At 42.2% G+C, this 21,543-nt stretch carries 17 protein-coding genes; 11 read left to right on the top strand and 6 right to left on the bottom strand.

The genetic code is table 11. The features are described 5' to 3' along the window. Window positions 1-25: 25 nt before the first annotated feature. The 4 genes from ICL16_RS06970 (at window position 26) to ICL16_RS06955 (ending at window position 4,757) form a co-directional block, all read left to right on the top strand. A complete protein-coding gene (locus ICL16_RS06970; protein WP_190826133.1) occupies window positions 26-1,078 on the top strand; it encodes a chemotaxis protein CheB in 1,053 nt (350 codons plus the stop codon). Window positions 1,079-1,110: 32 nt separating this feature from the next. After that, window positions 1,111-1,401, top strand: a complete 291-nt coding sequence (locus tag ICL16_RS06965; protein ID WP_337906929.1) for a chemotaxis protein CheB — start codon at window positions 1,111-1,113, stop codon at window positions 1,399-1,401. A 34-nt stretch (window positions 1,402-1,435) separates the two neighbouring features. Then, window positions 1,436-3,292, top strand: coding sequence for a CheR family methyltransferase (locus ICL16_RS06960; protein ID WP_190826131.1), 1,857 nt, complete (start codon window positions 1,436-1,438; stop codon window positions 3,290-3,292). Between the two features lie 142 nt (window positions 3,293-3,434). Next, window positions 3,435-4,757 (top strand): ATP-binding protein, encoded by a 1,323-nt coding sequence (locus ICL16_RS06955; protein ID WP_190826130.1) that lies wholly within the window; start codon window positions 3,435-3,437, stop codon window positions 4,755-4,757. Here ICL16_RS06955 and rsmH read toward each other — a convergent pair. Continuing rightward, window positions 4,747-5,616, bottom strand: coding sequence for a 16S rRNA (cytosine(1402)-N(4))-methyltransferase RsmH (gene rsmH / locus ICL16_RS06950; RefSeq protein ID WP_190826129.1), 870 nt, complete (start codon window positions 5,614-5,616; stop codon window positions 4,747-4,749). The two genes, ICL16_RS06955 and rsmH, sit on opposite strands and share 11 nt — an antisense overlap. 141 nt (window positions 5,617-5,757) lie before the next feature. Between rsmH and ICL16_RS06945 the strand changes: the two genes are divergently transcribed. The 3 genes from ICL16_RS06945 to ICL16_RS06935 all read left to right on the top strand — a co-directional run bounded on the left by ICL16_RS06945 (window position 5,758) and on the right by ICL16_RS06935 (window position 9,400). Continuing rightward, window positions 5,758-6,942 carry an NAD(P)H-quinone oxidoreductase subunit H gene (locus ICL16_RS06945; protein ID WP_190826128.1) on the top strand — a complete coding sequence of 395 codons (1,185 nt, stop codon included), beginning with the start codon at window positions 5,758-5,760 and terminating at the stop codon, window positions 6,940-6,942. Between the two features lie 133 nt (window positions 6,943-7,075). After that, window positions 7,076-8,260: a class I SAM-dependent methyltransferase gene (locus ICL16_RS06940; RefSeq protein ID WP_190826127.1), complete on the top strand. Its 1,185-nt coding sequence runs from the start codon at window positions 7,076-7,078 to the stop codon at window positions 8,258-8,260. A gap of 276 nt (window positions 8,261-8,536) precedes the next feature. Continuing rightward, a complete protein-coding gene (locus ICL16_RS06935) occupies window positions 8,537-9,400 on the top strand; it encodes an NAD(P)-dependent oxidoreductase (protein WP_190826126.1) in 864 nt (287 codons plus the stop codon). Between the two features lie 124 nt (window positions 9,401-9,524). Here the strand turns inward: ICL16_RS06935 and ICL16_RS06930 are convergent, their stop codons facing one another. The 4 genes from ICL16_RS06930 to ICL16_RS06915 form a co-directional block, all read right to left on the bottom strand. Then, complete coding sequence (locus ICL16_RS06930; protein WP_190826125.1) at window positions 9,525-11,678, bottom strand: tetratricopeptide repeat protein; 2,154 nt, start codon at window positions 11,676-11,678, stop codon at window positions 9,525-9,527. Between the two features lie 254 nt (window positions 11,679-11,932). Beyond that, window positions 11,933-12,112, bottom strand: coding sequence for a photosystem II assembly protein Psb34 (gene psb34, locus ICL16_RS06925; RefSeq protein WP_190826124.1), 180 nt, complete (start codon window positions 12,110-12,112; stop codon window positions 11,933-11,935). A gap of 97 nt (window positions 12,113-12,209) precedes the next feature. Further along, entirely contained in the window at window positions 12,210-14,168 is a 1,959-nt protein-coding gene (thiO, locus tag ICL16_RS46660; RefSeq protein ID WP_190826123.1) for a glycine oxidase ThiO, read from the bottom strand. Between the two features lie 78 nt (window positions 14,169-14,246). Then, a complete protein-coding gene (locus ICL16_RS06915; protein ID WP_190826122.1) occupies window positions 14,247-14,582 on the bottom strand; it encodes a hypothetical protein in 336 nt (111 codons plus the stop codon). Window positions 14,583-14,897: 315 nt separating this feature from the next. Here ICL16_RS06915 and cimA point away from each other — a divergent pair, with 315 nt between their 5' ends. Next, window positions 14,898-16,556, top strand: a complete 1,659-nt coding sequence (gene cimA, locus ICL16_RS06910) for a citramalate synthase (RefSeq protein WP_190826121.1) — start codon at window positions 14,898-14,900, stop codon at window positions 16,554-16,556. Here the strand turns inward: cimA and ICL16_RS06905 are convergent. Then, window positions 16,545-16,781: a hypothetical protein gene (locus ICL16_RS06905; protein WP_190826120.1), complete on the bottom strand. Its 237-nt coding sequence runs from the start codon at window positions 16,779-16,781 to the stop codon at window positions 16,545-16,547. The two genes, cimA and ICL16_RS06905, sit on opposite strands and share 12 nt — an antisense overlap. 153 nt (window positions 16,782-16,934) lie before the next feature. On the opposite strand from ICL16_RS06905, the gene ICL16_RS06900 reads away from it, so the two are divergent. From ICL16_RS06900 to ICL16_RS06890, 3 genes are all read left to right on the top strand, one after another. Further along, window positions 16,935-19,052 (top strand): NAD(P)/FAD-dependent oxidoreductase, encoded by a 2,118-nt coding sequence (locus ICL16_RS06900; protein ID WP_238360633.1) that lies wholly within the window; start codon window positions 16,935-16,937, stop codon window positions 19,050-19,052. A 79-nt stretch (window positions 19,053-19,131) separates the two neighbouring features. Then, complete coding sequence (locus tag ICL16_RS06895; protein ID WP_190826119.1) at window positions 19,132-20,313, top strand: sigma-70 family RNA polymerase sigma factor; 1,182 nt, start codon at window positions 19,132-19,134, stop codon at window positions 20,311-20,313. 19 nt (window positions 20,314-20,332) lie between these two features. Further along, the gene (locus tag ICL16_RS06890) at window positions 20,333-21,511 is read left to right on the top strand and encodes a DUF1822 family protein (RefSeq protein ID WP_190826118.1); all 1,179 of its coding nucleotides are present in this window, start codon (window positions 20,333-20,335) and stop codon (window positions 21,509-21,511) included. The last annotated feature ends 32 nt before the right edge of the window (window positions 21,512-21,543 follow it).

Genomic DNA, 21,543 nt, shown 5'->3' with positions numbered 1-21,543 from the left:
GCGGCGCTGCTATTGAGAAAAGTTAATGCCTAAACACGACATTATCGTTATCGGAGCGTCAGCAGGGGGAGTAGAAGCACTAACCTATTTAGTTCAGTATTTGCCGTCAGATCTGAATGCTAGTGTGTTTATAGTTCTTCATGTTCCATCACACGGCAAAAGTGTTTTGCCACAAATTTTGAATCGAGCTAAAGGCTTGAATGCTCATCACGCTCAGGATGGTGAAGCAATTGTGGCAGGGCAAATCTACGTTGCTCCACCAGGCTACCATCTACTGATCAAACCCGGACATATTCATCTAGCGAGGGGACCTAGTGAAAATAGTCATCGTCCAGCTATTGATCCACTTTTTCGTACAGCAGCGCGAGTGTACGGACGGCGAGTGGTTGGTGTAGTGTTAACAGGTGTTCTTGATGATGGCACGGCGGGATTAATGGCGCTGAAAAATCAGTTCGGGGTGGCGGTTGTCCAATCACCAGAGGACGCTATGTATTCTGGGATGCCACGTAGTGCAATTGAGAATGTTAAAGACGTTGATTACATCCTGCCACTGTCTGAGATACCAGCTGTGCTGGTGGAATTAGCGAACAAGGCTGTGGAAGGAGCAGAAAAACCAGTTTCTGAAGAAATGGAAATAGAATCTGATATTGCAGAACTGAAAATGACAGCGCTAAACAAAGATGACAGACCTGGTCAACCTTCAGGCTTTGTCTGTCCAGATTGCGGTGGGAGTTTGTGGGAACTGCATGAAGGAGATTTATTACGGTTCCGGTGTCGCACGGGTCATGCTTACTCAGCTGAAACTCTGTTAGCAGAGCAGTCTGATGCTTTAGAGGATGCACTGTGGATTGCTCTGAGAGCTTTGAAAGAAAAATCATCTTTATCGCGGCGGATGGCTCAACGAATGCGCGATCGCAATCACGTCTTGTCAGCAAACAGATTGGAGGAGGAAGCACAAAATACCGATCATCGTGCTACCATCATCCGCAATGTCTTACTCAATGGCAAGGGAGATGCTACCTTCGATTCAGACATATTTTCTGATCCAAACAATTTAGAACCAAGTGATGAAAAATAACCACTACATAGTGGTGTTTGCCGCATCTGCCGGTGGTCTGGAAGCTAGTCCGACATGTTCGCCCTGCAGGTGATGTACTATTTCAATCAGCAGCAGCTAGTTATCAGCAACGGGCGATCGCTGTCGTTCTTACTGGTATGGATATGGATGGTTCAAATGGAGTAAAAATCATCAAACAAATGGGCGGTACGGTAATAGCTCAAAATGAGGAAACTAGCAAATTTCCTGCAATGCCAAAAGCTGCAATTGACACTGGCGTGGTCGATTTTATCCTGCCTTTAAATGCCAATGCCCCAACTTTATTAAAATTAGTCCAAAATTAATCTTTAATGAGCTTCAGTAATAATTAACACTTCTATGGAGCAAAACCCAGAATTAGAAAATCTTTTAGAATACATTAAACAGAGGCGAGGTTTTGATTTCAGCGGCTATAAACGTACAAGCTTAACTCGTCGCATTTGCAAAAGAATGCAAAGTGTTGGTAGAGAAAACTACAATGATTATCTTGACTACTTGGAGGTTCACCCAGACGAATTTGTAGAGCTATTTAATACTATTTTAATTAATGTTACTGCATTCTTTCGAGAACCCCAAGCTTGGGAATACATAGCTAATGAGATTATTCCTCAGATTATTGCCAGCAGGCAAATTAGCAAATCGATCCGCGTCTGGACGGCAGGTTGTGCTTCTGGCGCGGAAACCTATACCATAGCTATGTTGCTAGCTGAGGCTCTAGGCATGAAACAGTACTCAGCACGGGTAAAAGTTTTCGCGACAGATGTAGATGTGGAGGCGCTTAACTACTCTCGTCTAGCAGGTTATAGCCCTAAAGAAGTTCAGGGGATTCCGCAAAATTTACTAGATAAATACTTTGAGCGCGTTAATGGGCGCTACTCTGTGCAAAAAGAACTACGTCGTTGCGTGATATTTGGTCGTCACGATTTAGTTCAAGATGCACCTATATCCAAGATAGACTTGCTAGTATGCCGTAACACTTTAATGTATTTCAATACAGAAACTCAAGCTAAAATATTAGACAAGTTTTACTTTGCTTTAAATGAAAGTGGGTTTCTGTTTTTGGGCAAAGCAGAAATGTTGTTTACTCGTAACCACTCCTTTACACCGCTCGATTTACGGCGCAGAATATTTACTAAAGCTTCTAATGGCAATCTGCGAGAAATGCTTTTGAATATGGCTCACCCCCGTAGCCAACAAACAATTCCAGAAATGGTTGACAAAATCCGCATTCATCAGGCGGCTTTTGAAATTGAACCGGTAGCCCAAATTATAGTAGATCTTAACAATTCAGTATTATTAGCTAACGCTCAAGCTCGGACTTTGTTTAATCTCAGTCTCAGAGATTTGGGTAGCCCTTTACAAGATTTAGAACTTTCTTACCGTCCAGTAGAGTTGCGATCGCGCATCGACCAAGTGCGTACAAACCGACGTACGATTACATTAAAAGATATTGAGTGGTCTATCTCTAATCAAGATCTGAAATATCTGGACGTGCAGATTATACCACTCTTAGAGGAAAGCACCGACGAACTCTTAGCTGTAAAAATTATTTTTAGCGACGTTACCCAGTTTAAACAACTACAAAACGAGCTGTTACACGCTAACCAGGAATTGGAAACGGCTTATGAAGAACTCCAATCTACTAACGAAGAGTTAGAAACTACTAACGAAGAACTCCAATCTACAGTCGAGGAACTCGAAACCACTAACGAAGAACTCCAATCTACTAACGAAGAACTAGAGACGATGAACGAAGAACTGCAATCCACTAACGAGGAATTGCAGACGATGAATGATGAAATGCGCCAGCGCAGCGAGGAACTCAATCGAGTCAACAGTTTTTTAGAATCAATTCTCACCAGTCTTCGCGCCGGGGTGGTAGTTGTCAGCCCTGAATTGCACATTTTAATTTGGAACCGCAAAGCTGAGGACTTGTGGGGTTTGCGCTCGGATGAAGTTTTAATGCAGCACTTTATGAGCTTGGATATTGGTTTACCCGTGCAGCCTCTATTACAGCCGTTGCGCTCAATTATTTCCGAAGAGTTGGATTCTTACGAAGTGGTGCTTTTTGCCAGAAACCGTCGAGGTAAGGCAATTCAATGCGAAGTGATTTGCACACCGCTGATTCGTACCGCAGCCGAACTCCAAGGAGTAATACTATTGATGGAGGAGAAAGAGCAAGTGGATGAGTCATAAGTTATTAACCATTTAGTTAAGTTATCTGTTATGGATAACTTACTTTTCACCAAAGACTAATAACTATGGGTAGATTATGAATAAAGTTTGTCTACTTACACTTTAGATAGCCTTAGTAGGACAGGTGATTGGGGGTGACTGTGTGAATGTGGACAAGTTTACTCAGCAGGTAGAAAAAGTGCGCCAGCGTTCAGAAACTTTAAAACAAAGCTTTGGGCAATCACCTTTGCTCGAACAAAATTTACTGGCACAAACTATTGAAGAACTGGGCAACGCTTTGGAAGAATTGCATGTGGCTGAGGAAGAACTGCGTTTGCAAAACGAGCAGTTAGTACTTGCTCATGGTTTAGTGGAACAAGAACGCCGACGCTACCAAGAATTATTTGATTTCGCGCCTGATGCCTATTTAGTAACTGATAACAACAGTAAAATTGTCGAAGCTAACTGTGCCGCTGCTAACCTACTCAAAGTTCCGCAAAATCTCCTCCAAGGCAAACTGCTAATTAACTTTATTCCTTTAGAAGAGCGTCACGCCTTTCGTTTCCTACTTCTTCAGCTATGCGAAATAGAGGAAATGCTGGAGCGGGAAATTACCCTGAAACCGCGAAAAGGTAATAATATTAACTCTTCTATCAGTGTAACTACTATACGAGATAACCAAGGCAACCCTCTCGGTTGGCGTTGGCTAGTGCGGGATATTACGGCTAGAAAACAAGCAGAAGAACAACTGCGCTTAATTCAGTTGGAAAATTTGCAATTACAAGAAGCAGCAAGGATCAAAACCCAATTTATGGGGGTTGTATCTCACGAATTACGTACCCCCATGAATACGATTTTGGGATTTTCCCAAATACTATTACGTCGCTACTACAATCTGTTTCCTCCAGAGATGAGAAGTATGGTAGAACGGATTATTCACAGTGGCAGACAATTACTTGCTGTAATTGAGAATATATTGGAATTCTCACACTTAGAAGCAGGTAAGTTGGAGCTAAAACCTGAAGAATTTAACTTGGTAGAACTAGTAACAAAAACTACAGAAGAACTACGATTTCTGGCTCGGCAGAAAAATTTGACCTTGGTGATGCACGCTGAGATTGAAAACCCCAAAGTAGTAAACGATCGCACTCGCGTTCATCAAGTGTTAGTAAACCTGCTGGACAACGCCATCAAATTTACAGAAACTGGCGGTGTAATTGTAGAAGTGCAGCAAATTAACCAAAACCGCATCGCCATCATGATTAAAGATACAGGTATTGGTATTCCTCAAGAGCAATTGAAAAACATCTTTCAAGAATTCTGGCAACTAAATCAGACTACCACACGCCCCTACGGTGGCACAGGTTTAGGACTAGCGATCGTAGACAAGTTAGTACGCCTGATGAACGGAACCATAACTGTTGAAACCTTATTAGGAGAAGGTACAACCTTTCGCGTCGAATTACCAAGAAATGTTAATGGTTAATTGTCCTCTCGGCTATGCGCAATTTAGCAGAACGAGAACGAGGATTATTGACAATTTCATCTTCTTGTGCTTCTATGGGCTTTTTCGTCAATACTCGTAATAAAGGCGAATTCCTCAAACCATGCTTCACCAGTCGATCTTCAAGACTGTGAAAACTAATAATCGCAATTCTACCACCAGGAACAAGAGCCTGTGGTGCTTGAGCAATAAAAGTTTCCAGAGACTGTAACTCATCATTAACCACAATACGCAAAGCCTGAAAAACACGAGTAGCCGGGTGAATCCGCCCGTGACGATACTTAGCAGGAACAGAAGATGCGATCGCAAAAGCCAACTCCCCAGTCGTAGAAAAAGGACGCCTTTCCAAAATCCGCCGAGCAATCCGCCGAGAAAGTCTTTCCTCACCGTACTTAAAAAAAACATCAGCCAACTCAGCCTCATCCCACTCATTCACCACATCAGCCGCAGTCAAAGACTGACGCCGATCCATCCGCATATCCAAACCAGCATCGTGACGAAAACTAAAACCCCGTTCCGGCGAATCCAAATGATGAGAACTAACACCCAAGTCAGCAATTATACCATCAAACTTATCTTTTGGAAACTGATAATTAGCAAAATTGGTGTGTATAAAATCCACCTGCCCCTCATACTCAACCAAATTGCTCCGCGCCGCACTCATTGCCTCCTCATCTTGATCGATCGCCGTCACTCGCACATCCGGAGCAGCCGCCAAAATCATCCTACTATGACCGCCACCCCCAACAGTAGCATCCAAATAAAACCCACCAGGACGCACAGCCAACCCCGCCAAAACCTCCCGACTCAAAACAGGCAAATGAAAAAATTCCTCCACCATCTTCCCCTTACCCCCAAATCCATATAATTAATAAAGTAGAGCAACAAATCGAAACAACAACAAAAACCCCGTAAAAAACATCTTCTCTTGGCGTTCTTGGCGTCTTTGCGGTTCAAACAAAACAGACAACACTAAAAACCTATGGCAAGATTAGAAACACGCACCGAACCAATGGTGCTCAACATGGGACCCCACCATCCCTCAATGCACGGGGTAATGAGACTAATAGTCACCCTAGACGGCGAAGACGTAGTTGACTGCGAACCAGTCATCGGCTACCTACATCGGGGAATGGAAAAAATAGCGGAGAACCGCACCAACATCATGTACGTTCCCTACGTAAGTCGGTGGGACTACGCAGCCGGAATGTTCAACGAAGCAGTTACCGTCAACGCCCCAGAAAAACTAGCAAACATACCCGTACCCAAACGCGCCAGCTACATCCGGGTGATCATGCTAGAATTAAACCGCATCGCCAACCACCTACTGTGGTTCGGACCATTCCTGGCAGACGTAGGCGCACAAACTCCCTTCTTCTACCAATTCCGGGAACGGGAGATGATTTATGACTTGTGGGAAGCCGCCACAGGATACCGGATGGTAAACCACAACTACTTCCGGATTGGCGGCGTAGCAGTAGACTTACCCTACGGCTGGGTTGACAAATGCCTAGACTTCTGCGACTACTTCATACCCAAAGTTGACGAGTACGAGCGCTTAGTCACCAACAACCCCATCTTCCGACGTCGAATTGAAGGTGTAGGCACCATCTCTCGTGACGAAGCTATTAACTGGGGACTATCTGGCCCAATGTTACGCGCTTCTGGAGTCAAGTGGGACTTGCGCAAAGTAGATCACTATGAATGTTACGACGAACTAGATTGGGATGTACACTGGGAAACTGGCGGTGATTCCTTAGCCCGTTACCTTGTACGGATGCGGGAAATGCGCGAATCTGTTAAAATCATTCGACAAGCAATCAAGGGACTTCCCGGTGGACCGTTTGAAAATCTAGAAGCTAAGCGCATGGCTGCTGGAAAAAAATCCGAGTGGGATGGTCCAGATTACCAGTACGTTAGTAAGAAAATAGCCCCCACCTTTAAAATTCCCAAAGGTGAAATTTACTCTCGTGTAGAAAGCGGTAAAGGCGAACTGGGAATTTATCTAGTTGGTGATGATAACGTCTTCCCTTGGCGCTGGAAGATTCGGGCTGCTGATTTCAACAACGTCCAAATTATCCCTCATTTACTGCGCGGCGTGAAAGTTGCCGACGTTGTGGTAATTCTGGGTAGTATTGATATCATCATGGGATCTGTAGACCGTTAAAATTTTGGATTGTTAATTGTTAATTGTTAATTGTGAGCCAGCGCTGCAGGCGGGTTTCCCGCCGTAGGCGACTGGCGAACCCGAAGAGTTAATTGTTACCATTAGCCATTAGCCATTAACCATTAACAATTTTATGGGTGATAATTTAGCATTGTGTGAAGCGATAGCACACCGCATAGCCACAAGTAAGGGGCAGCGCATAACTTTTGCAGAATATATGGATATGGTGCTATATCACCCCGAACACGGTTACTATTCTACTAAGGCAGTAACCCTGGGAAAGCACGGTGATTTCTTCACATCTGTCCATCTTGGCTCAGATTTTGGTGAGTTACTAGCTGAGCAATTTGTGCAAATGTGGGAGATGATTGGGAAACCTCAACCTTTTTCTTTAGTAGAAATGGGTGCGGGACAAGGTATTTTGGCATTGGACATTTTGAAGTACATCCAACAGAAATATGCGGAGTTTTTTGCTGTACTGGATTACATTATTATAGAGAAGTCTTCAATTTTAAAACAAGAACAACAGCAACGTTTGGGAGAATTTTCTGTACGTTGGTTTAATTTAGAAGAAATACCTTGTAACTCTATTACTGGCTGCTTTTTTTCTAATGAGTTAGTAGATGCTATGCCAGTACATCAATTTATTTGGCAACAGGGGCAATTGCGGGAAATTTATGTAACAACATCTGTAGAGACGCCCCGGCGGAACGTCTCTACGGGTAATCCATTGTTTGTAGAAATTGTTGATGAAGCTTCTACACCACAATTGGCGGAATATTTTGATTTGGTAGGAGTAGATGTTAAAGGTTTAGCAGATAATTATCGGAGCGAGGTTAATTTAGCGGCTTTTGAGTTTCTTAGTATTGTGGCAGACAGATTGCAACAAGGGTATGTGTTAACAATAGATTATGGTTATACAGCAAATCGTTACTACAATCGGGGGCGATCGCAAGGTACTTTACAGTGTTATTATCAACATCAGCACCACAACAATCCCTACATAAATATTGGGGAACAAGACATAACTGCGCACGTTAACTTTACTGCTTTAGAAAGATGGGGTGAGCGGTGCGGATTAGATAAAGTTGGTTTTACGCAACAAGAATTGTTTTTGGTGGGGTTGGGATGGAGTGAGCGGATGACTTCCCTTGTGGAGCAACAACCCATATCGCAGCTGTTGAGTCGTAGGGATGCACTACGTCAACTTATCAATCCTTTGGGATTGGGTGGCTTTGGTGTGTTGATGCAAAGTAAAGGGTTGACTCTGGTACAAATGCGCTCTTTAAAAGGGTTTACTCTAGCAGAACAAATCTAAACATTAATCAAGAATAAAAACTTAAAAATGTGTTAATCCTGCACATTATGTATATAGTCTACCATAGCAGTGATTACAGTGATTAGAGAAGGTAATAATTATGTCCACTCATGACTTTATCATGTTAGTTACGCTACTTACACCTGGTATTTTACTGTCAGTATTGATTATGGCTTCGTTTGCAGCAGGTGGTTAATCTGTAGAGACGCCCCGCCGGGGCGTCTCCACAAAAATCAAAAATTTGAACAACAAACGCTCTAATGAGGAAGGTGAAAAATGAAGGTGGCATTTCTGGGGACTGGATTAATGGGCTTACCGATGGCGCAAAGATTGCTTGAGGCAAACGTACAGCTAATAGCATACAATCGTACCCCAGAAAAACTAGCCCCATTACAAGCAGCAGGTGCGGAAATAGCAGCGAAACCTTACCAAGCAATAAGTGAAGCTGAGTATGTAATTCTCATGCTTACTAATAGTGCAGCCATATATAGCGTGTTGCTTTCAGATCGATCCTGGCATACATTGGCAGGGCGTACTGTCATCCAGATGGGGACAATTACTCCTAGAGAAAGTAAAGAAATTCGAGATGCAGTAGCTGCTGTGGGAGGAGAGTATATAGAAGCACCAGTGTTAGGTAGTATACCAGAAGCCAAAACAGGCAAACTGATTGTCATGGTGGGCGCACAACAACAACAGTATCAACGCCACTTAGAATTATTGAAACATTTTGGGTCAAATCCTGTACTAGTTGGTTCAGTAGGTACAGCCGCAGCACTGAAACTGGCGCTAAATCAACTAATTGCCTCTCTTACTACCGCCTTTGCTCTCAGTCTTGGTTTTGCCCAACGTGAGGGTGTGAATGTAGATACTTTTATGCAAATTTTACGGCAAAGCGCCCTTTACGCACCAACATTTGACAAAAAGCTGCAACGGATGTTAGATGGCAATTACGCTAATCCCAACTTTCCTACAAAACACTTAATGAAAGACACTGATTTGTTCATCGATGAAGCCAAATCAGTAGGTTTAAATGTCAGCAGTATTGAAGGTGTACGGGAAATATTGGAAATGGCAATGAAGATGTCCTTTGCTGACGATGATTACTCATCTCTATTTTCGGCTATTAATTTAGAACATTAAATAGATATTTAACCACAGATGCACACAGATAACCCCACCCGCCCTATCGGGCACCCTCCCCTTACTAAGGGGAGGGTTGGGGAGGGGTTTCATCCATGTGTTACATTCTTTTTTCAAATTGGTTTTACAATTTTGGCAGAATTTCTGGTAACAAATGACCGGGTATTTTGGATAAAGCGAGATTTTGCCCTTGTATGCCTAATTCATTGTGGAAAGCACGAATTGTTTTCACAATATAAGACAGCGTTGTTTGGTAAGCTTCAGGTTGTTTGCTTAACCCATTTAAAGCTTGTAAATGATTGTCTAATGCTGCTTCTAAGTGTTGAGAACGAGTTGTTTTATCACCCTCAAAATAAGCATCTGTTACTAATTGGAAATGAGCAAGTCCCAGGTTATTACTTGTTGCGAACACATCAAAACTCAAAGATACACCACTAAGTGAGTGAGCAAGGTTAAGTGCTTCTTCGTAAGCGATGATCGATAATTTCAAAAATTCTAAACGTTCTTCCTTAGTTGTTTGAGGTAGATTTGCTAGATGCCAGTAAGCAGTACCAAGATTATTTTGCGTAGCGGCACAAGCAGGGGGAACAGTTGTGGGAGTACGATATTTCAAAGCTTCACGATAAGCATTAATAGCTAGCCGCAGATTTTCCTCTGGCTGTTCATATTGGGCTATGTTCCAGTGTGCCGTGCCGATGTTATTTTGAATCATGCCATATTTGAGGGGTTCTTCTTCTGGTCTGTAGTAAGCTAATGCTAAGTTGTAGGCTGTAATTCCTTTCTTAAGATACTCGACAGGTTGGTTGTACTGTGCTAGATGCCAGTAAGCAGTGCCTAAATTGTTTTGGCAAGCTGCATACTTTGATGGTTCCATTTCATCTGTACGAAAGCGGAGTGCTTCGCTATAAGCTAAAACAGCTTGCTGCCAGTTTTCTGCTGCGTTAGAAAAACGAGCTAAATCACCGTAAGCTGTCCCCAGATTATTTTGTACTCTTGTGTAAGTGTCTGGATGTGTTTGTGGCGAAATTAGTTTTAACGCTAATTGATAAAATTCAATACCTTGTTCTATGTAAGATTTGCCCTCTTCTGAATTGGGTGGCGTGCGGTACAGCATCCAGTATAATGTTCCCAAGTCGTTCAATGTATCTGGTACTTGAGGTGAGGTATCATCGTAGGTAATGGCTTCCTGATAGGCAAGAATGGCGACCATTAAATTTTCTAGGGTTGATTGTCCTTGCTCAATACGGAAACGATATAAATTGCCCAAACGTTGGTAAGCTACTGCTAGTGTTGTTCCAGATGCTTTTTGGGCATGTAATTCTTCGAGATCTTCTAAAAGTAGCCGTACTTGGGCGTTTTGATCTCCCTCTTCAGAAATTGTGGTATTTACTGTTGCTAATACAAGCTCTGTTAATTCTTTGTTAACATGAGGCAAACGTTCAGTTAATGGAATATTGCTGTCTGTGGGTTGTTCCGTTGTTTCCTCATTTATGGGAGTTTTAGTGAATGATTCAGATTTTGATTCTCTCGGTTCTTGCCCTTGATTGAGGCGACTCACTGATGTTGAGTTTTGGAAATCAAAATCTTCTGTGGGATGTGATTCTTCCAAAATCGATTGTTCAAGATGTTCTAAATCCAAACTTTTAGAACCAGAAAAACGTTCTGGCGAAGTTTTACTATTGGTAGTTGGTGTTGGCTCTCCGGCAAAGACAAACACACCAGTACGGCTACGCCAAAACTGTGGTGCTGACTGCTTGACAGCATATAACCAAGGACGAGGTAACCACAATAGTAGACTAGATTCTAAACTTGACAGATGCTGCTCTGTTAAGCGTAAATAGTGCAAAAATAAACGCTGTATTGCTACTGGATTTTTGGTGAGTTGCTCAACACCTACAATCTGAAATGATGGTATTGGTAAAGGACGTCCTGGGTTGTCTTGGGTGGCTCCAACTATAGGTGGTGGATAATTAGTCAACCATTGGTTAATCTGGGCAATGGGATTGGGATCGCTTAAGTTCAGTCGTAACGTTACTAATCGCGGATAGGCTGGGGTGCTGTTTTCTTGCGTATCAGAGGGCTGATATAGTACTTGTCCAACTGGATAAGCTAATGTGGAATGCAAACGAGCGGCTACCTGATTTCTCAGGTTTAAATCATCACATACGGCTACAAAGATTTGTCGCCGTAAACCAAGACTTAGGGCAAGTTTCAGGCGCTGATACACTTGCCGATTCCATGTTGAGTTTTCTGAGTGTGCAGTATCATTAATGCTCATGGTGGCAAGGAAGCCAAAACGCATTGTACAAACCCTGACCGGGCGCAACCAAGCAGCCTATAATCCGGATTATGACTACGTTTTTCAAGTAGTTATTGCTTTGCTCAGGATAATTTGAGCTTTTCCAGATGAAAGAGACAAAAGTATACATTTATACTGGTTAATTGATGCTATTCTAACAGATAAAAAACAAGGCTCCCATATAATTGGGAGCCTGAACGAAAATGAAAATTTTTTTGTTAAAAAAATTACTTTTAACTTACAGCAGAAACAGAGAAGGCGACGAAAATCAAGCCACCAACTAAAATTGTGGCAGCAACTCCCATGATGATGTAATTACGCTTTTGTCCTGCATTGGGAGGTTCTGCTGTATAAACCTTTGGTTCACGGGCAAAATTATTCAGACGTCCGCCATCTTCAGTTGTATAAGGCATTGAACTGAGTTCCTATGATTGTTTTATTAATTTTATGTTACAAAAGTTGTGCCTTCGCTCTCTCTGAGAATAGATATTTCGTTACACTAGCTAATTGCTAATTGTTAGTAATGGTTCCAGTTAAGGGTGAGCTGGCGCTGGCGTAGTCTTTGACAGGCATCCTCCCAGCAAGATATGCTAAACGACCAGCGACTGTGGCGAGTTTCATCGCCTGAGCCATCGCTGGAGGGTTTTTTGATAAAGCGATCGCACTATTAATCAATAAAGCATCTGCGCCCAGCTCCATCGCTTGTGCCGCCTCCGATGGAGAACCGATTCCAGCATCCACTACCACTGGTACTTTGGCATTTTCAATAATAATCTGGATGTTAGCTGTGGTTTTTAACCCTTGTCCAGAACCGATAGGAGAAGCCAAAGGCATCACAGTCGCACAGCCTACTTCTTCTAAACGAAGAGCTAACATTGGATCGGCATTAATGTATGGCAATACTGCAAAACCTTCCTTTACCAGTTGTTCTGCTGCTTGTAAAGTGCCAATTGGGTCTGGTAATAAATATTTAAGATCGGGAATTACTTCTAACTTGACAAAGTTGTTATCTTCTTGTCCCAAAAGTTTTGCCATTTCTCGCCCCAAACGTGCTACCCTTACAGCATCTTCTGCTGTTTGACATCCAGCAGTATTGGGTAACATCCAAATTTTTGTCCAATCTAGTGCTTCGGCTAAACCTTCATGCCCAGGAGCATTAGTTTGTACCCGCCGTACTGCGACAGTAACAATTTGACAACCACTGGCAGTAACACTACTGAGCATTTCTTCAACATTGCGGTATTTGCCAGTACCCGTCATCAAGCGAGATTGAAAAGTTTTACCACCAATAATCAGTGGTTTATCTTCGTAGAGACGTTCCGCCGGAACGTCTCTACCATTGTGATTTGTTGTCGCAACGTCTATGGTTGTTTTGATTGTAGGGTGAGTAAGCATTGAGGTAGATGACTGATGATGAAAGCGCGAATAATGGAAATTAGTTAATAGATAGTCAGATTTTTGCTCCCAAATTAAATCGGCAATTAATGCCGCTGTAAGGGGTGCTAAAAGAATACCATTGCGATAATGACCAGTGGCAAAGGTTAGATTCTGACAAGGGCTTGTACCAAGGATGGGTAACTCATCTGGTGTCGCCGGACGAAATCCCCACCACAATTCTTCGATAGGATAATTTTGAATGGGGGGATATAGCCTAATTGCTTGTTGAAGTAAAGTTTGAATCCCAGCAGGAGTGTTATGAGGAGTAAAGCCAACATCTTCATTAGTTGCGCCAATGATAATTCGCCTATCTCGCCTGGGTACTATATAAATTTCCTCCCCATACAAAATCCGTGCCAATGGTATTTCTGGCACAAACTCTGGTACTCGCACACTCAGCATTTGTCCTTTTCTAGGACGTACTGGGAGGGGAAACAATTCGTTCGTCCAAGCACCTGCTGCTAAGATATAGTGATCGGCGCTAATTGTGCCAGCATTAGTTTGCACGCCAAAAACTTGCTGCTGTTTTTGCCCAATGCTTTGTACTTTAATGCCTTCTTTGAGTTCAACACCAAGATTTTGCGCTGCTGTCAACAATGCTTGTGCTAAAGCACGATTATCTACTTGAGCGTCTTCTGGATACCACCACCCGCCAATTACTTCTTCCCCTAATCCCTGTTGGTAATAATCTATCGTTTGTCGATCTAACCAGTAAGCTGGGGGAGTAGTGTCCCCCACTTCATACACTGGTGCTAAAATGCCACAACCCCAATAATTTGTGTCTAAGCCACTTAATTCTTCTAATTTGTGTGTCCAGTCAGGATATAAATGTAAAGAGCGCCTACACAGTTCATTCATCGCCTGGTTAGCAATTTTTTCGGCACTCGGTGCTAACATTCCTGCGGCTTTATGGGCAGATGCTGCATGAAAATCGTGGCTAATCGCGGTGACATTTGCGCCGCGTTTTTTGAGTTCAATGGCGATCGCCAACCCAATGATACCGCCACCGATAATGAGTATATCACTAGTCATTGCTTATATTTTATCGGCTTTGTGCCGCGATCGCCACTTAAAGAGTAATATTTCCCATCATTTAATGATCGACAGTTGCTACCACAGAGCGCGGATTGGCTCGTTATTCTGATTTGTTTCAGTTGTGGGAGTTTCTGTTGCGGTTGGTTCTGGGGTTGTTTGGTTACTATTAGTGTTTGTATCATTTTGGGTAGTTTGTGCAACGCTGCCAGCTTCTTGGTTTGTTGGCGCATTGTTCCCATTAGCAGTGCTATTTACATTAATATTAGCAGGGAGAACTTTTGATGCTTTGCCTGGATTTTGAGTTGGTGCTTGAGCGTTTTGTCCGCCCATGGGAAAGCTGATTCCCAGCAATGTACCTAGCAAAATTGCCAAGCCGCCTGCCATCAGAATCAGTGGTGTCCATCTACCCATGTGTTTTTCTCCTTCGTTTTCTGAATTTTTTTTACTGGAACTGTAGTTAATTACCTTAGCATTGCTATTTTTGCGGTCAATACCATATTGCTAGAATATGTTATTGTAATCTACTATCTGCTATTTTGACTTGAAAACTATTGGATTCAGCAATATTCAATTCAATTGTAACAATTTATTTTTGTTCATGTAGAAAACTATGCAGATAGTATATCATCTATTCCTTGTGGATTAGTAAGACGGGATAACAGATGTGGGAGTACTTTACCAACTATATTTAGTCATAGCTGAAAAAGTTGTATTAGACCCCATATTATGAATGCATCATTACCACAACTTTGGATCTATGACACTACATTGCGCGATGGCACTCAACGTGAAGGCTTATCGGTGTCGATAGAAGATAAATTGCGCATTGCCCGTAGATTAGATCAACTGGGCATTCCCTTTATCGAAGGAGGTTGGCCTGGAGCAAATCCCAAGGATGTACAATTTTTCTGGCAGTTGCAAGCAGAACCCTTAGAAAGATCAGAAATTGTCCCTTTTTGCTCAACTAGACGTCCCAACACAGTAGCAGTTGATGAGCCAATGCTACAAGCAATTCTGGCTGCTGGTACTCGTTGGGTAACAATATTCGGTAAATCTTGGGATTTACAAGTTACACAAGGCATTAAAACTACCTTGGCAGAAAATTTGGCGATGATCCGAGATACAATTGAGTACCTCACAAGCCTTGGACGTCAAGTCATCTATGATGCGGAACACTGGTTTGATGGCTACAAAAACAATCCAGATTATGCATTACAAACATTAGAAACGGCTGCCTCAGCTGGTGCTCAATGGTTGGTTCTGTGCGATACTAATGGTGGTACTTTACCGCATGAGATTAGTGAAATCGTCACATCAGTCATGAGCCATTTGTCAATAGTCATTAGTCCAGAACAAATAACTAGTGAAAGACAAATGACGCCCCAATTAGGAATTCACACTCATAACGATTCCGATACTGCTGTTGCCAACGCTCTAGCTGCTGTGATGGCGGGGGTAAAGATGGTACAAGGAACAATTAACGGATATGGTGAACGTTGCGGCAACGCTAATTTATGTTCTTTGATTCCAAATTTGCAGCTAAAGCTGGGTTATCAATGTATTGAAGATCATCAAATCGTTCAGCTAACAGAAACGAGTCGTTTCGTGAGTGAAGTTGTAAATCTTGCTCCTGATGAACATGCACCATTTGTAGGACGTTCGGCTTTTGCTCATAAAGGTGGTATTCATGTATCAGCAGTGGAACGTAATCCTTTCACTTACGAACATATTTCACCAGAACAAGTAGGCAATAGTCGTCGCATTGTTATTTCTGAGCAATCTGGTGTAAGTAATGTTTTAGCCAAAGCCCGTAGCTTTGGAATTGAACTCGACAAGCACAACCCGATGACAGCGCAAATTTTACAACGTCTCAAATTATTGGAAAATGAAGGATATCAATTTGAGGCAGCGGAGGCAAGTTTTGAGTTGTTGATGCGAGAAGCTTTAGGCACTCGCCCATCATTTTTTGAAATTAAGGGTTGGATAGTTCACTGTGACTTAGCACCAGAGAAGGTGAGTAATGCTGTTGCCACAGTGAAAGTAGCTGTTAACGGTAGAGATATTCTGGAAGCAACAGAAGGAAACGGACCGGTAGCAGCTTTAGATGCAGCTTTACGTAAAGCTTTGATGAAATTTTACCCCCAAATTGCCAGTTTTGAGTTGACAGATTACAAAGTACGAATTCTCAATGGACACACGGGTACGGCGGCGAAAACTCGTGTTTTGGTGGAATCAGGAGATGGTTATCAACGCTGGGCAACAGTGGGGGTTTCTACTAATATTTTGGCGGCTTCTTATCAAGCAGTGGTAGAAGGATTGGAATATGGTTTATTGTTGCACTTAGGTGCTGATTCTGCACCATCTTGCTTTGTCCTAGAAAGGTAGAGTTTCCCACGCTTGTGCAACTAGTTGGCACAGCCAACGTCTTTGTTGCAAATCTAGCACTCGATCATCTGCTAGTACTTGTGCTGTTAACTCTTCTAAAGATTGCCCCTGAGAGCGGACAATTTTGATTACACCTGCGATCGCCGTTGCAACTAATTCTTCATCAACTGGTTTTTGTCGTAGGTCAACGATTTCTTGGGGGCTATCTGGAATAGGATAATTCATGGCGTGCGTTTACAGAAACATAAATGAACGGTAATTTTGACTAATTATTAAAATTTCTTTACTGAATCTTTACAGATGTTATAGGGCGCATCGTACCAGAATATACATCTTTTTAAATCTGTCTTAATGCATAAATTAAATGGAGAATCAAAAATGAAAGAAATACTTTACTTAGAAATACCGACTCCAGATACAACTACTGTACTTAACTGGTTACAAACAGATTTTGAACCAGGAATAGGCGAAAAAGTACCAACTCAGTCAGGTTTTCGCTGGAGAATGCCTAATACAACTCGTGGAACAAGCATTTCGGAATTACCTGCGGAACTGTCTGTATTTGTTTGGTCTGTACAACGAACTACCTATCTTAAAGCATTCCGTTGGGCAAATAAACCCTTAGACAAAGAGCAGCAAATTATTCAACATCTCATCACTGAAATCCAAAGCAGGTTTCCTCATTACTACCCAGAGCCACCAAAGATAGATTTATCCAGTGGATCAATTTTTTCCTCCCTTGCACCTTATTATCCTCTAACTGTAAAATATTTTCAAAAAATGCCCAACGGCGAATATGACTTGGCACGAGTTTACTGGTGGGAACAACGATGGCGTGAAGGAGTTCGCAATCCGCAAAAGCCACGTCAAGTTGTGTTTTCTCGTAGTGAGGGAGTAGGGGAGAACTTATCTTCACATCCTACCTATGACATTATTTATATCGGTGGTGCTTTGGGTGTGATTCATGCAGCAGTGATGGCAAAACTAGGATACCGAGTGCTGCTGGTGGAAAGATTACCTTTTGGACGGATGAACAGAGAATGGAATATTTCCCGTGATGAGATCCAAAGTTTAATTAACTTGGGTGTGCTGACGCCTGCTGAGTTAGAGACAATAATTGCCAGGGAATACAAAGACGGATTTAATAAATTTTTTGATGCTAATGTTCCCAATCACTTAAAAGCGCCCGTCTTACATACCCCTACTGTGTTAAACGTGGGTTTAGACTCAGAGAAACTACTGAAATTATTTGGCAAAAAACTACAATCTGTAGGTGGTGAAATCTGGGATGAGACAGAGTTTATTCAAGCTGATATAGATGAATCACAAGTCGTCGTCAAAGTCAAGCATTTACCTAGTGAAACACAAAAGCAAGTTAGTGGAAGGTTGTTGGTAGATGCAATGGGAACTGCATCACCAATCGCATGGCAACTAAATGGTGGTAGAGCTTTTGACAGTGTTTGCCCAACAGTAGGAGCAGCAATTAAGAGTGGTTTTGCCCCCGGAGTTTGGGATTCTCAGTATGGGGACGTTCTTTATAGTCACGGCGATATTTCACGAGGAAGGCAGTTAATTTGGGAGTTGTTTCCCGGCGCAGATGAAGAACTAACTATTTACTTATTTCACTACCACGAAGTAAATGCCGAAAATCCTGGTTCGTTACTAGAAATGTACGAGGACTTTTTCACAATCTTGCCAGAGTATCGCCGATGTGATATGGATAAGCTGGTGTGGAAAAAACCAACTTTTGGTTATATACCAGGTCATTTTAGTGTAGGAAGTAGCGATCGCACCGTTGCCTTTGACCGCTTAATTGCGATCGGTGATGCTGCATCACTCCAGTCTCCCTTAGTTTTCACTGGTTTTGGCTCTCTAGTTCGTAACCTTGAACGGCTGACAACTCTTTTAGATACAGCACTGAAACACGACTTGTCAAGTTTCCAGCATTTAAATTGTATTCGTGCCTTTCAAAATAACATTGCTGTCACTTGGATGTTTTCCAAAGGCATGATGGTTCCTACAGGAAAATTTCTTCCTCCAGAGCGCATCAACTCCATGCTCAACAACTTCTTTGGACTATTGGTAGATGAGCCTCCGGTTGTTGCTGATAACTTTATCAAAGATCGATTTGATTGGTTTACCTTTAATCGCTTAGCATTAAAAGCAGCGCAAAAAAATCCGGCATTGTTAGTGTGGATTTGGCAACTTGCTGGTGTAAAAGATTTGTTACGATGGACTCTCAATTACTTTGACTTTGCTCGTCATACCTTAATTGGTGCTTTACTGCGGAGTTGGTTTCCTGATTTACTGTGGCAAATTAAACCTTGGCTTGAACCGCGCTACCCAGCATTATGGTTAAGGTTTTTGGCTATTAGCTACGCTATCAACGCAGGCGTTGCAAATTCTCAATCCTACAAATATCAGTTGAAAGTTAAGAGTGATCCTCCTTTTCGTTCCCATTCTCTCAGTGGAAATGAGGGACACAAAAACAGTTAAAATAATCACAGAAATTCTTGCATCAGCACAGGGGTGCAAAGATCTGGTAAGTCCTCAATATTTGGATGTCTAATTGCCTATGCATCCTCGCCAAGAAGTTACGGAAATGTTCTCTACATTCGCGCAGTTGGAAACAGACAGATTCAGCAAATGGTTGACTGATTCCCAACTACGCCGAAGTATGCAAAATTGCTTGAGTGCATCTGAAGTATCTTACTTAGAGAACTTTTGGGCGCTTTATTGGCACAAGCACTGGCAAACTCAGTCTCATCGCTATGCGTCAATGCATTTGTCAGCTTATTTGCAAGAACCATGTTACTGGGCTGCTCAAAAAACAGTGACTAAGTTTACGAACAGCCTATATAGTTTAGCTGATTACTTTCAAATGGCGATCGCCGAAGTCGAAATCATCCTCAGAGACTTTAACCCAGAAAAATCCTCTAATTTAAAATCCTACGCCACAATGGCTATGTTCTCTCGGTTGAGAGATATTTTACGCCAACGGAAGGAAGCTGATATTTGTACTAACTGGGCATTGTTACGCAAAATCAGTAAAAAGGTGTTGCTTGAAGCCTTGGAGCAAGCAGGATTATCACAAAGCGCAATTGCTCAACATAGCTTAGCTTGGACTTGTTTCAAAAATTTGTACATCCAGAAACAACCAGGAGGAATTAATAACTTACCCCAGCCAAATCGTCAACTTTGGGAAGCTGTGGCTAACTCCTACAATCACTTGCGACACCAGCTTACTCTACCGACTGGGCAATGTAAACCAGAAACAATTGAACAGTGGTTAACTCAGACTGCTATTTACGTGCGTGCTTATTTGTTTCCACCTGTTAGGTCTGTGGATGCTTTCCAGCAAGATGATAGCACAATAACCCTGGATTTACCAAACCCGTCTTCACCAATAGCAGATGCGATCGCTCTTGAGGATATTCAAACCCGACAAAACCAAATCTCTCAGATGTATGCTGTATTACTAGAAGCTTTACAGCTAATGGATGCGCAATCCCAAGCAGTACTTAAACTTTACTACCAACAAGATCTCACACAACAGCAAATTATGCAGCAGTTGCGGATGAGCCAGCCGACAGTTTCCCGAAGATTGGTTAAAGGTAGAGAATCTCTCCTAGCAGCATTAATTAACTGGTGTCAAGAACTGAATATTTCTGTCAATCCCAACCAAATAAAAGATATGAGTATTGCTTTAGAAGAATGGTTGAGAAATCATTATGGAAGCTTTAACATGAATCCCTAATTTTGACAAGGTAGAAAAAATGATTTGTGAGTTTGCCGATCCCAAAGAATGGTTTCTAGAAATAACTCCCACAATTCAGGCGCAGTCGTGGCAGCAAAGCCAGACATATACTACGCCTAGCAGTCGCTGGTACGCTTATATCAATCAAATCTGCCTTGATGTCTTCTTAAATTGGGTAAAAACAGAAGTTCCCCAGGCAAGCATTTGGTACAGTTCTCCTGTGTTACCAGCTTTTTGGGAATTTGTCAATGGTACGGCAATTTTGTTAGGGAGAAAGCGAATTGTATTAATCCCCAGTGAGGCAATTGATGATAGCGAGTTAGAAGTTCCTCAAGAATGGGTGGATATTCCCAGTTGGGCAGCAGACTATTATTTAGCAGTGCAAGTAAAACCAGATGGTGAGTGGGTAAGAATTTGGAGTTACACAACCCACCAAGAACTTAAGTCTCTAGCTAGATACGATCCATTGGATAGGACTTATTGTATAGATGCACGGCATTTAACGAAAGATCTCAATGCTTTCTTTTTAACTTATCAATTTTGCAGTGACGCGGAAACTAAAGCTCATATCGCTTCATTACCTGAATTATCCACAGAGCAAGCATCCAATCTTTTACAACGGTTAAGCAACTCCTCTATAATATCTCCCCGACTAGAAGTGCCATTTACTAATTGGGGAGCGCTACTAGATAATGAAAAGTGGCGGCAGCGCTTGTATCAACAACGACGGCAGGCACAATCGCAACAAAGAGTAAATCTCAGTCGTTGGTTAGAAAATATTTATGAAACTTCTTGGCAAGCAATAGAGACATTTTTAGATTCTAATACCAGCAGCTTAGCTTTTAATTTTAGGAGTAGTTCTGCTTTCAGTGTTAATAGTATTAAAAGAGCCAAGTTGATAGACTTGGGCATGGAAATAGACTCTCAAAAAGTGGTGCTATTGGTTGCTTTGCTCCCAGAAGCTAACCAATTTGGTGTTCGCGTGCAACTACATCCAACGGGTGGAGAGAACTATTTACCGACTAATATCAAACTAGTTTTGCTTTCATCTGATGGAGAAATCATTCAGGAAGTGCAAGCAAGAGTTCAGGATAATTACATCCAATTGAAGCGCTTTGATGTGGAGGTAGGAGAATGTTTTAGTATCCAAGTTGCTGTTGATAGCTTTCAAATAACAGAAGATTTTGTGATTGAGTAGAGACGTGGTTAATCGCATTGGTGAATTAGTCA

This window comes from Iningainema tapete BLCC-T55 (genome assembly GCF_014698965.1).
GTDB classification, from domain to species: domain Bacteria; phylum Cyanobacteriota; class Cyanobacteriia; order Cyanobacteriales; family Nostocaceae; genus Iningainema; species Iningainema tapete.
This window is presented reverse-complemented; position numbering and strand designations above follow the sequence as displayed.